This window comes from Streptomyces sp. NPDC016459 (assembly GCF_040632845.1).
GTDB lineage: Bacteria > Actinomycetota > Actinomycetes > Streptomycetales > Streptomycetaceae > Streptomyces.
The window spans coordinates 807,752-820,082 of record NZ_JBEYCR010000001.1; the positions used below are offsets into that span (position 1 = coordinate 807,752).

The window sequence follows — 12,331 nt, forward strand, 5'->3', positions numbered from 1 at the left end:
CACCAGAGCGTTACGCGGCTACTTGACCACTGTCAGCGGGAGCAGCGTCTTGCCGGTGGGGCCGATCTGGATGTGCGTATCCATCTGCGGGCAGACGCCGCAGTCGAAGCACGGGGTCCAGCGGCAGTCCTCGACCTCGGTCTCGTCGAGGGCGTCCTGCCAGTCCTCCCACAGCCAGTCCTTGTCGAGACCGGAGTCCAGGTGGTCCCAGGGCAGGACCTCCTCGTAGGTGCGCTCGCGGGTCGTGTACCAGGCGACGTCGACGCCCGTGGACGGCAGCGTCTTCTCGGCGCAGGCCATCCAGCGGTCGTACGAGAAGTGCTCGCGCCAGCCGTCGAAGCGGCCGCCGTCCTCGTACACCGCGCGGATGACCGCGCCGAGGCGGCGGTCGCCGCGCGAGAGCAGGCCCTCGACGATGCCGGGCTTGCCGTCGTGGTAGCGGAAGCCGATGGAGCGGCCGTACTTCTTGTCCCCGCGGATCTTGTCGCGGAGCTTCCGCAGGCGCTCGTCGGTCTCCTCGGCGGAGAGCTGCGGGGCCCACTGGAAGGGGGTGTGCGGCTTGGGGACGAAGCCGCCGATGGAGACGGTGCAGCGGATGTCGTTCTGGCCGGAGACCTTGCGGCCCTCGGCGATCACCTTCATCGCCATGTCGGCGATCTGGAGGACGTCCTCGTCGGTCTCCGTCGGCAGGCCGCACATGAAGTACAGCTTCACCTGGCGCCAGCCGTTGCCGTACGCGGTGGAGACGGTCCGGATGAGGTCCTCCTCCGAGACCATCTTGTTGATGACCTTGCGCATGCGCTCGGAGCCGCCCTCAGGCGCGAAGGTCAGGCCGGAGCGGCGGCCGTTCCTGGTCAGCTCGTTGGCCAGGTCCACGTTGAAGGCGTCGACACGGGTGGAGGGGAGGGAGAGACCGACCTTGTCCTCCGTGTAGCGGTCCGCGAGGCCCTTCGCGATCTCACCGATCTCGGTGTGGTCGGCGGAGGAGAGGGAGAGGAGGCCGACCTCCTCGAAGCCCGTCGCCTTGAGGCCCTTCTCGACCATCTCGCCGATGCCGGTGATGCTTCGCTCCCGCACGGGGCGCGTGATCATGCCGGCCTGGCAGAAACGGCAGCCGCGGGTGCAGCCGCGGAAGATCTCGACGGACATGCGCTCGTGGACGGTCTCCGCGAGGGGGACGAGGGGCTGCTTGGGGTACGGCCACTCGTCGAGGTCCATGACGGTGTGCTTGGAGACGCGCCACGGCACCCCGGACCTGTTGGGGACGACGCGGCCGATGCGGCCGTCCGCCAGGTACTCGACGTCGTAGAAGCGCGGGATGTAGACCGCGCCGGTCTTCGCGAGGCGGAAGAGGACCTCTTCGCGGCCGCCCGGCCTGCCCTCGGCCTTCCAGGCACGGATGATCTCGGTCATGTCGAGGACGGCCTGCTCGCCGTCGCCGATGACGGCCGCGTCGATGAAGTCCGCGATCGGCTCGGGGTTGAAGGCCGCGTGGCCGCCCGCGAGCACGATCGGGTGGTCGACGGTCCGGTCCTTCGACTCCAGCGGGATGCCGGCCAGGTCGAGGGCGGTGAGCATGTTGGTGTAGCCGAGCTCGGTGGAGAAGCTCAGGCCGAAGACGTCGAAGGCACCGACGGGCCGGTGGCTGTCGACGGTGAACTGCGGGACCCGGTGCTCGCGCATCAGTTCTTCGAGGTCCGGCCAGACGCTGTACGTGCGCTCGGCGAGGACACCCTCCCGCTCGTTCAGCACCTCGTACAGGATCATGACGCCCTGGTTGGGCAGACCGACCTCGTACGCGTCCGGGTACATCAGCGCCCACCGGACGTCGGCGGACTCCCACGGCTTGACCGTGGAGTTCAGCTCTCCGCCGACGTACTGGATCGGCTTCTGCACGTGCGGGAGCAGAGCTTCGAGCTGCGGGAAGACAGACTCGGCAGCAGACATCTCGAACCTTCGTGAGCTGGCAGGGGGGCGACTCTCAAGCGTACCCCGGTGCTCAGTGGGTCAGAGCCGCCGCGAGTTCCGTGGCCGAGGCGCGGGCCCAGACCTCGGGGAGTTCCCGCTCGGCCGCCGCGGCGGCGGCCTCCTCGCGTCCGTAGAGGAGTCCCCAGGTGAAGGCCGATTCGCCTAGGCCGTGGGCCTGGAGGCCGAGCTCGCGCAGGGCGGTGCGGGCGACGACGGCGTCCTGGTGTTCGCCGAGGAGGGACTGGACGGGCTTCACGCCCTTCGCCAGGCGCCTGGCGGGCTTTTCGAGCGTGGGGCGGGCCGCGTCGGCCGCGTACCGGGCGCGTTTGGCGGCCTTGCGGGCGTCGTGGAGGGCGAGGTCGCGGTCATGGCCCGGGGCGAGGGAGAGGGCGTGCTCGATCCGGCCGGCGAGCCGGTCGAGGTCCTCGCGGAGGGCGCGGGCGAGGACCTTCCCGGCGTCGCGGTGGGCGGCCTTGCGGAAGGGCGGGTCGCTGAGGAGGGCGTCGAGGCCGTCGAGGAGGGCGAGATAGCGGGCGGAGTCGAGGGCGGCGAGCACCTGGCGGCGGGCGTGGCCGCCGCGGGCCGCGTCCCGGCGGCGCAGCCGGGCCTTGACCGGGCCGAGGACGAGGGTGTCGGGCAGGTCCGTGACGTGGGCGCGCAGCCGCTCGTCGAGGACTTCCTGGTCGCGGGCGACGCCGAGCTCTCCGGCGAGCCATTTCAGTTCCTCGCCGAGGGCGTCGGTGACGTTGCGGTCGAGGACGCGCCGGTACGTCTTGAAGGCGCTGCGCAGTCGGCGGCAGGCTACCCGCAGCTGGTGCACGGCGTCGGGCAGGTCGCGCCGTACGGCCGGGTCGTGCGCGACGATCGCGTCGACCTGTTCGCGTACGTAGCCGAGGACGGCGGCTCCCGCGGTGCCCGGGGTGCCGGGGGTGTCCGCCGGTCGGGGGGCGGCGCCGGTCTCGGTGAGTGCCCGGGCCAGTTTGGACGCGGACGCGGAGGGGCGGATGCCCGCTTTCCTGAGGCGCTTCTCGACGGCGTCGAGGACGGCCGGGTCGGTGTCGTCGGCGAGTTCCACCTCGATCTCGGTCCAGGTGGCCTCCGCGCCGTCCGGCAGCCGTTCGGCGTGGACGGTGTCGACGGAGAGTTCGGCGAGGAGGGTCCCGTCGTCGGTGACGAGGTGGCGGACGTCCCGGGCGGAGCGGAGCCGGACGACGGGGACGACGTCGTCGCCGCGGACCCGGGAACGCAGCAGCCCCGCCAGCTCACCCGGCAGGGTGTCGGCCAGCGGGGCCCTGACCTCGTCGCGGATCCCGGAGGTGACGGGGAACTTGATGTGCCAGCCGGCGTCGTCGCCTCCGGTGCGGCGGCGCAGGGTGAGCGCGTCGGCGGCCAGGCGGAAGTCGGGGGTGTCGTAGTAGACGGCGTCGAGTTCCATGACGCCCCGGTCCACGACCGCCGAGACTCCGGAGACCCGTGTCAGGTCCGGTACGGCAGTCTGTCCGGTGGCTTCGTACTTCCGCTCGATCTCGCGCTTCGTCTCGGCCATACCTCGAATCTAGCGGTCGTCACGCCGTCATGGGGCGCTGCACCCTGATCGATTGGAGGAGTCCGATGGCCACCCAGACCGCGAACATCGACGAGCCGCCGTACGAGACGAAGGGCAGCGGCAGGCCCGCGACGGGCATGATGCCGAGGGTCATGCCGATGTTCTCGAAGGACTGGAAGGCGAACCAGGCGATGATGCCGGCCGCGACGACCGTGCCGTAGAGCTCGGTGGTCTCGCGGGCGATGCGGCAGGCGCGCCAGAGGACGACGCCGAGGAGGACGAGGATGAATCCGGCGCCGACGAAGCCGAGCTCCTCGCCCGCGACGGTGAAGATGAAGTCGGTCTGCTGCTCGGGCACGAACTGGCCGGTGGTCTGGTGGCCCTTGAACAGGCCCGCGCCGTAGAGGCCGCCCGAGCCGATCGCGATGCGTGCCTGGTTGGTGTTGTAGCCGACGCCCGCCGGGTCGAGCTCGGGGTTGGCGAAGGCGGCGAAGCGGTTGAGCTGGTACTCGTCGAGCATGCCGAGCGCGGTGACGAGGACGGCGCCGCCGACGCCGGCGCCGATCAGGCCGAGGACCCAGCGGTTGGACGCGCCGGAGGCGAGGAGCACCCCGAGCACGATGACGGCCATGACCATGACCGAGCCGAGGTCGGGCATCAGCATGACGATGCCCATGGGGAGGGCGGCGAGCACGAGGGCCTTGGCGACGGTGCGGTGGTCGGGGTGGAGCTGGTCGCCGGCGTCGACCTTGGCGGCGAGCAGCATCGCCATGATCAGGATGATGGTGATCTTGACGAACTCGCTGGGCTGGAGCGAGAAGCCGCCGCCGATCACGATCCACGCGTGGGCGCCGTTGATGGTGGCGCCGAGCGGGGTGAGGACGGCGAGGATCAGGACGACCGAGAGGCCGTAGAGCACGGGGACCGCGCCGCGCAGGGTGCGGTGGCCGAGCCAGATCGTGCCGATCATCAGGACGAGACCGATGCCGGTGTTGAGCAGGTGGCGGAAGAGGAAGTAGTACGGGTCGCCCTGGTTGAGCTCGGTGCGGCCCCTGGTGGCGGACCAGACGAGCAGGGCGCCGAGCAGGGAGAGCGTGAGCGCCGAGAGGAGCATCGGCCAGTCGAGCCGGCGCAGCACCGAGTCCCGGGCGGTGAGCCGTGCCACGGGTCCGCGGTCGGGTGCGTACCGGGAGACGGAGAAGCTGGTGCGGGTCGTCATCGGTCAGTCCCTCCAGACGGGCGGCGGGCCCGCGAGCGGGGGCGTTCCGCCGTTCTCGGCGGGGGCGACCAGCTGCGACTTGGGGTCGTACGGCTTGATGTCGGGGGCGTCGATGGTGCCGTCGGCGTTGACCTTGGGGAGGGTCTTCTGCGGCGTGGGGAGCAGGGCCCGCTTGAGGTCCTGCTTGCCGGAGTCGTCGAGGCCGTAGAGGGCGTCGTAGATGTTGCGCACGGCGGGGCCGGAGGCTCCGGAGCCGGTGCCGCCCTGGGAGATGGTCATGACGATCGTGAAGTCGTCGGTGTAGGTCGCGAGCCAGGAGGTGGTCTGCTTGCCGTAGACCTGTGCGGTTCCGGTCTTGGCCCGCATGGGGATCTTGTCCTGGGGCCAGCCGCCGAAGCGCCAGGCGGCGGTGCCGCCGGGTTCGACGACGGAGCGCAGGCCCTTGTCGAGGTCGCGGACGGTCTGGGCGCCGACCGGCAGCCTGCCGTGGGGCGTGGGCTTGATCTCCCGAATCGACTTGCCGTCGGGGCTGATCACGGCCTTGCCGACGGTGGGGTTGTAGAGGGTGCCGCCGTTGCTGATGGCGGCGTAGGCGGTGGCCATCTGGATGGGGGTGACGAGGACGTCTCCCTGGCCGATGGCGAAGTTGATGCTGTCGTACGCCTTCAGCTGGTTGCCTTCGAGGCAGCTCTCGTAGGCGATCTGCTCGACGTACGTGCCGCCCTTCTTGCCCTGCTTGCACCAGGAGTCCTTGTTCGCCTCCCAGAAGTTCTGCTTCCACTTGCGGTCGGGGATCCGGCCGGTGACCTCGTTGGGCAGGTCGATGCCGGTCTCGGAGCCGAGTCCGAAGTCACGGGCGGTCGTGTAGAACCAGTCGTGCGCGTCCTTCTTGGGCTTGATCCCGCCGTCGCGCTGCCACTCCTTGTGGCCGAGGGCGTAGAAGACGGTGTTGCAGGAGAACTTGAGGGCCTCGCCGAGGGTGATGGGGCCGTGGCCCTGGGACTCGAAGTTGGCGAAGCTGCGGCTGCCGAGGCTGTAGGAGCTGCTGCAGTTGTACGTGTCGTTGAAGTCGTAGCCCGCGCGTACGGCGGCGCTCGCCGACACGACCTTGAAGATGGAGCCCGCGGGGGCCTGGCCCTGGATGGCGCGGTTGAGCAGCGGGTAGTTGGAGCCCTTGCTGGTCATCGCGGCGTAGTCCGTGGCGGAGATGCCGCCGACCCAGGCGTTGGGGTCGTAGTCGGGCTGGGAGGCCATCGCGACGACCCGGCCGGTCTTGGTCTCCATGACGACGACGGCGCCGGCGTCGGCCTCGTACTTGCGGCCGGTGATCTTGTCGGTCTCGCCCCGGACGAGTTTCATCGCCGCGTTCAGCTCGTACTCGGCGACGGCCTGGACCCGGGCGTCGATGCTGGTGACGAGGGTCGAGCCGGCCACTCCCGGGTCGGACTTGGTCTGGCCCATGACGCGGCCGAGCTTGTCGACCTCGTAGCGGGTCACGCCCGCCTTGCCGCGCAGTTCCTTGTCGTAGGTCCGCTCGATGCCGGAGCGGCCGACCTGGTCGGAGCGGAGGAACGGCGAGTCGGTGTCCTTGGCCTTCTCGATCTCCCCGTCGGTGACGGGCGAGAGGTAGCCGAGCACCTGCGAGGTGCGGGCCTTGCCGGGTGCGGGGTAGCGGCGGACGGCGGTGGGTTCGGCGGTGATGCCGGGGAAGTCCTCGGAGCTCTCACGGATCGTCAGCGCCTGCTGGGTCGTGGCCTCGTCGGTGACCGGGATCGGCTGGTAGGGCGAACCGTTCCAGCAGGGCTTCGGGGTCTCGGAGTCGCAGAGCCGGATCTTGTTGATGACGTCGTCGGGCTTCATCTCGAGGACGCCGGCGAGCCGGGTGAGGACGGCCTTGCCCCGGTCCTTCATCTTCATCATCTCGGTGCGGGACGCGGAGACCACGAGCCGGGTCTCGTTGTCGGCGAGCGGAACCCCGCGGGCGTCCAGGATCGAGCCGCGCACGGCGGGCTGCACGACCTGCTGGACGTGGTTGTTCTTCGCCTCGTCCGTGTACTCCTTGCCGTTGCGGATCTGGAGGTACCAGAGGCGGCCCCCCAGGGTCAGCAGCAGCGAGAAGACGAGGATCTGGATGACGACGAGCCGGATCTGGACCCGGGGGGTCCGTCCAGTCTCGGGGATGTTGCTCATACCGCCGGTGCCCCCTCGGTCACAGTCGCTTGACTCCCTTGATGCGTCCGGCCCGTGAGGCGCGGTTCCGGGCGGCCTTCACCCTCAGGCCGCCGCGCTGGCTGCCGATCGTCAGGCCGGTGCCGGAGGAGAGCCAGCCGGTGGCGACGTCGGTGCCGCTGCCCCCGCCGGCGTCGGCGAGCGGGTCGTTGTCCGCGCGGCGGGCCAGCGCCATGATGAGCGGCACCGTGAACGGCGCGAGGAGCAGGTCGTACACGGCCGCGGTGAACAGCAGGGAGCCCAGGCCGACGTGGCGGGCCGCGGTGTCGCCGACGAGGGCGCCGACGCCCGCGTACAGGAGGGTGGAGCCGACGGCCGCCGCGGCGACGACGGCCATGGGGCCGCTCGCGGAGGTCAGCCGGCCGTTCTCCGGGCGGGCCAGGCCGACGAGGTAGCCGACGACGCAGAGCACGAGGGCGTAGCGGCCGGCGGCGTGGTCGGCGGGCGGGGCGAGGTCGGCGAGGAGGCCGGCGCTGAAGCCGATGAGGGCGCCGCTGACGTGTCCGTAGACGAGGGCGAGGCCGACGACGGTGAGGAGGACCAGGTCGGGGACGGCGCCGGGGAGCTGGAGGCGGGCGAGGACGGAGACCTGGACGACGAGGGCGACCACGATCAGCGTCGCGGAGAGGAGGATGCGGTTGAACTTCACGGTGTCGCGTCCCCCTGGTCCTGGTTCTGTCCCTGCTGGTTCTGTCCCTGCGGGTTCTGTCCCTGGTCCGGCTTCTGACCCTGGTTCTGCTGGTCGGCGTTCGCCTGCTGGCCGTCCGGTGGCGGTGGCGTGACCGTGACGGTGACGGTCGGCGCCGGCTTGGGCTTCGGCGGCAGGACCATGTCGCGCGGGTCGGAGCCGGGGGCCTGGACGACGACGCCGACGATGTCGAGCTTGGTGAAGCCGACGTACGGGCGGACGTAGACGTTACGGGTCAGGCCGCCGCCCGCCGGGTCGACGCGGACGATCTCGCCGACCGGCACGCCGGGCACGAAGGGCTTGTCGCCCGCCGAGCCGAAGGTGACGAGCCGGTCGCCCGGCTTCACCTTGGCCTTGCCGTTGAGGAGCTGGACGAGCAGCGGCCGGTCGCCCTGGCCGGTGGCGAAGCCGAGTTCGTCGGTCTTCTCCATCCGGGTGCCGACGGTGAAGTCGGGGTCGTTGGCGAGGAGGACCGTGGACGTCGACGGGCCGACGGTGGTCACGCGGCCGACGAGTCCGGCACCGTTGAGGACGGTCATGTCCCGTTTGACGCCGTCGCGCGCGCCGATGTCGACGGTCACCGTCCAGGAGAAGCCCTGGGCCGCTCCTATGGCGATGACCTGGGCGCCCTTGATGCCGTACTGTCCGGCGCCCGCGGTCTTGAGGATGGAGTCGAGTTCGCGCAGCCGGCTGCGGTTGCGGTCGTCGCTGCCGAGCTCGGCCTTGAGTTCGGCGTTCTCCCTCTCCAGGGCGGCGATCCGGGTGTGCCGCTCGCCGGAGTCCCGGACCGCGCCTATGGCGTTGCCGACGGGGTCGACGGCGGCCGCCACACCGTTCTCGACCGGCCCGAAGACCGCCGCGGCGGCCTGCCGGGCACCGTCGACGGGTGACTCCTGGCCCCCGCGGATGTCCACCGTGATCAGTGCGAACGCGATGGCGATCAGCAGCACCAGGAGCAGCCGGCTCTCTCGTGTGTCCCTCACGTGCGGCGGCCGTGCCTTTCCTCGTGGTTCGGTTGTTCGGCTGTGCTGTCGTGCGGTGGTGCTAGCGGCGCGGCTGTGCGTCCAGGACCTGCTGGAGTGCCTCGAACTCCTCGACGCACTTGCCCGCGCCGAGCGCCACCGAGTCCAGCGGGTCCTCCGCGATGTGGATCGGCATGCCGGTCTCCCGGCGGAGGCGCTCGTCGAGGCCGCGCAGCAGGGCGCCGCCACCCGTGAGAACGATGCCGCGGTCCATGACGTCACCGGACAGCTCCGGCGGGCACTTGTCGAGGGTGGTCTTCACGGCGTCGACGATCGCGTTGACCGGCTCCTCGATGGCCTTGCGGACCTCGGCGGCGGAGATGACCACGGTCTTGGGGAGACCGGACACGAGGTCCCGGCCGCGGATCTCGGTGTGCTCGTCCTGGTCGAGGTCGTACGCGGAGCCGATGGTGATCTTGATCTGTTCGGCGGTGCGCTCACCGAGGAGGAGCGAGTACTCCTTCTTGATGTGCTGGATGATCGCGTTGTCCAGCTCGTCGCCGGCGACCCGGATCGACTGTGCCGTGACGATTCCTCCGAGGGAGATGACGGCGACCTCGGTGGTGCCGCCGCCGATGTCGACCACCATGTTGCCGGTGGCCTCGTGGACCGGGAGGCCCGAGCCGATGGCCGCCGCCATGGGCTCCTCGATGATGTGCACCTGGCGGGCGCCGGCCTGCGAGGAGGCCTCGATGACGGCGCGGCGCTCCACCCCGGTGATGCCGGAGGGGACGCAGACGACGACGCGCGGACGGGCCAGGTAGCGACGCTTGTGGATCTTCAGGATGAAGTAGCGGAGCATACGCTCGGTGATCTCGAAGTCGGCGATGACGCCGTCCTTCAGAGGCCGGACGGCGACGATGTTGCCGGGGGTCCGGCCGATCATCTTCTTCGCCTCCGCGCCGACCGCGAGGATGCCGCCGGTGTTGGTGTTGATCGCGACGACGGACGGCTCGTTCAGAACGATGCCTCGACCCCTCACGTACACCAGCGTGTTGGCGGTCCCGAGGTCGACAGCCATGTCACGGCCGATGAACGACATTGAGTTCCCCTTGTTTCCCATGGCTGAGGGTGGTGCGGCGTGGAGTTTTCCATCGTAGTGCCGCCCGCCCGGATACCGCGCGGTGGTCCACCTCTGTACAGGTGACGGCAGGACGCGGCGATCCGTTCCCGCGATCGACGTTCATATGCCTGGGGGCGACCGAAATTCCTTCGGTCGCCCCACAGGGTCCTACGTTCGGCTGACGCCGGGTCAGCGCCGGTCAGGCAAGACCGGGGAAGAAGATCTTCAGCTCGCGGAGTGCGGACTCCTCCGAGTCGGAGGCGTGGATCAGGTTCTCCCTGACGATCGTCCCGAAATCACCCCGAATGGACCCAGGGGCCGCGGCGATCGGGTCGGTCGGACCGGCCAACTGGCGGACACCCTCGATGACCCGCTCGCCCTCGACGACGAGCGCGACGACGGGACCGGAGGACATGAAGCCCATCAGCGGCTCGTAGAAGGGCTTGCCCTTGTGCTCGCCGTAGTGCTGCTCCAGGGTCTCCTGATCCAGCTCACGCAGCTCCAGGGCCGCCAGGCTCCAGCCGGCCTTGCGCTCGATGCGGCCGATGATCTCGCCGACCAGGCCACGGCGGACGGCGTCGGGCTTGAGCAGGACGAGCGTGCGCTGGCTCACGGGGGAACTCCTTCGGAAAAGCGGTGTGCGGGACCTCCGAGGCTACAGGCCCCCCACGTCCCCCGATCACGCAGCGTCAGGCCCTGCCGAGGCCCCGGCGGTCTGCTGCTCGGCCCAGCCCGCCTTGATCGCGTCGATCCGCCGCCCGTAGTGCACCGAGGCCCACCACAGTCCGGCGAAGACCGCGCCGAGGAAGAACATGGTCGGCACGACGAAGCCGCTGAGGACCAGACCGATCTGCAGAGCCCAGCCGAGCTGCACCCCGCCGGGACGGGTGACCATCCCGCACAGCAGCACCGAGACGACCATCGCGACACCGCAGACCCACCACACGGTGGACATCGCGAGGCTGTCGTCCTTCATGGCGACGAGCCCGGCGAAACCGATCACGAAGAACTCGCCGATCAGCGTCGACGAACAGAGCGTACGCATCCGATTCAGCCCCTTCGCAGCAGCAGCCGGGCGTCGCCGACCGTGAAGATCGAACCCGTCACCAGGACACCCGCGCCACCGTACTCGGCCTCTTCCTCCGCGAGGGTGATGGCCGCCTCGATCGCGTCGGGCAGCCGCGGCTCGACGACGACCCGGTCCTCACCGAAGACCTCGACCGCGATCGCGGCGAGCGCGTCCACGTCCGTGGCCCGAGGGTTGGAGTTCGCGGTGATCACGACCTCCGCGAAGATCGGCTCGAAGGCCTCCAGCAGACCCCGCGCGTCCTTGTCACCGCTCGTCGAGACCACACCGACGAGCCGCGAGAAGCCGAAGGCCTCGCTGACGCCCTCCGCCGTCGCCCGCGCGCCGTGCGGGTTGTGCGCGGCGTCCAGGAGCACCGTCGGGGAGGTGCGGACGATCTCCAGCCGGCCCGGCGAGGCGACCTGGGCGAAGGCCGTGCGGACCGTGTCGAGGTCCAGCGTCCTGGCGTGGTCGGCGCCGATGCCGAAGAAGGCCTCGACCGCAGCGAGGGCCACCACCGCGTTGTGCGCCTGGTACGCGCCGTGCAGCGGCAGGAACACGTCGGCGTACTCGCCGCCGAGGCCGCGCAGGGTGAGGAGCTGGCCGCCCACCGCGACCTCGCGGGAGACGATGCCGAACTCCATGCCCTCGCGGGCGACGGTGGCGTCCGCCTCGACGGCCTTCTTCAGCAGGACCTGCGCCGCGTCCACCGGCTGCTGGGCCATGATCACGGTCGCGCCCTGCTTGACGATCCCGGACTTCTCGCCGGCGATCTCGGCGGTCGTCCCGCCGAGCCGATCGGTGTGGTCCAGGTCGATCGGGGTGACGACGGCGACGGAGGCGTCGATGACGTTCGTCGCGTCCCACGTGCCGCCCATGCCGACCTCGACGACGGCCACGTCGACCGGGGCGTCCGCGAAGGCCGCGTACGCCATTCCGGTGAGGACCTCGAAGAAGGAGAGCCGGTACTCCTCGCGGGCGTCGACCAGCTCCACGTACGGCTTGACGTCCTGGTACGTCTCGATGAACCGCTCGGCGGAGATCGGGGCGCCGTCCAGGCTGATGCGCTCGGTGATGGTCTGCACGTGCGGCGAGGTGTACCGCCCGGTGCGCAGGTCGAAGGCGCCGAGCAGGGCCTCGATCATGCGGGCCGTGGACGTCTTGCCGTTGGTGCCGGTGATGTGGATCGAGGGGTACGCGCGCTGCGGCTCGCCGAGGATGTCCATCAGGGCCGCGATCCGGGTGACCGAGGGCTCCAGCTTGGTCTCGCCCCAGCGGGTCGACAGCTCGGTCTCGACCTCGCGCAGCGCCTTGTCCAGCTCCGGGTCCTCGGGGCGGCCGGGCACGGGGTCGCCCGGAGGCGGGCCTCCCTGCGTGCGCAGGGTGCGGCTGCCGGCCTCGATCACCGCCAGGTCGGGGTCACGGTCTGTCTCGGCGTCGACGATGTCGTCGAACTGGTCACTCGGGTCGCTCGGCTCACTCACGGGTCCAGTCTACGGAGGGGTACCGACAGGACCATGGACCCACCCC

10 protein-coding genes are annotated in these 12,331 nt (G+C 70.4%); all 10 read right to left on the minus strand.

Going from position 1 to position 12,331, the window contains the following annotated elements:
* Positions 1–18: 18 nt before the first annotated feature.
* Positions 19–1,947 carry a TIGR03960 family B12-binding radical SAM protein gene (locus ABZ567_RS03695; RefSeq protein ID WP_360784262.1) on the minus strand — a complete coding sequence of 643 codons (1,929 nt, stop codon included), beginning with the start codon at positions 1,945–1,947 and terminating at the stop codon, positions 19–21.
* 52 nt (positions 1,948–1,999) lie between these two features.
* Positions 2,000–3,514, minus strand: a complete 1,515-nt coding sequence (locus ABZ567_RS03700; protein WP_360784265.1) for a CYTH and CHAD domain-containing protein — start codon at positions 3,512–3,514, stop codon at positions 2,000–2,002.
* 19 nt (positions 3,515–3,533) lie between these two features.
* Positions 3,534–4,733, minus strand: coding sequence for a rod shape-determining protein RodA (gene rodA, locus ABZ567_RS03705; RefSeq protein ID WP_360784267.1), 1,200 nt, complete (start codon positions 4,731–4,733; stop codon positions 3,534–3,536).
* A gap of 3 nt (positions 4,734–4,736) precedes the next feature.
* Positions 4,737–6,923 (minus strand): penicillin-binding protein 2, encoded by a 2,187-nt coding sequence (gene mrdA / locus ABZ567_RS03710; protein ID WP_360784270.1) that lies wholly within the window; start codon positions 6,921–6,923, stop codon positions 4,737–4,739.
* A 19-nt stretch (positions 6,924–6,942) separates the two neighbouring features.
* Positions 6,943–7,611, minus strand: a complete 669-nt coding sequence (mreD, locus tag ABZ567_RS03715) for a rod shape-determining protein MreD (RefSeq protein WP_360784273.1) — start codon at positions 7,609–7,611, stop codon at positions 6,943–6,945.
* Positions 7,608–8,633 carry a rod shape-determining protein MreC gene (gene mreC / locus ABZ567_RS03720; protein ID WP_360784276.1) on the minus strand — a complete coding sequence of 342 codons (1,026 nt, stop codon included), beginning with the start codon at positions 8,631–8,633 and terminating at the stop codon, positions 7,608–7,610. The genes mreD and mreC overlap by 4 nt, the downstream gene beginning before the upstream one ends.
* Positions 8,634–8,694: 61 nt before the next feature.
* Entirely contained in the window at positions 8,695–9,714 is a 1,020-nt protein-coding gene (locus ABZ567_RS03725) for a rod shape-determining protein (RefSeq protein ID WP_360784278.1), read from the minus strand.
* Positions 9,715–9,934: 220 nt separating this feature from the next.
* Entirely contained in the window at positions 9,935–10,348 is a 414-nt protein-coding gene (gene ndk, locus ABZ567_RS03730; protein ID WP_360784281.1) for a nucleoside-diphosphate kinase, read from the minus strand.
* Positions 10,349–10,414: 66 nt separating this feature from the next.
* Positions 10,415–10,780 (minus strand): DUF4233 domain-containing protein, encoded by a 366-nt coding sequence (locus tag ABZ567_RS03735; protein WP_360784284.1) that lies wholly within the window; start codon positions 10,778–10,780, stop codon positions 10,415–10,417.
* Positions 10,781–10,785: 5 nt separating this feature from the next.
* Positions 10,786–12,285, minus strand: coding sequence for a folylpolyglutamate synthase/dihydrofolate synthase family protein (locus ABZ567_RS03740; RefSeq protein WP_360784287.1), 1,500 nt, complete (start codon positions 12,283–12,285; stop codon positions 10,786–10,788).
* Between the last annotated feature and the right edge of the window lie 46 nt (positions 12,286–12,331).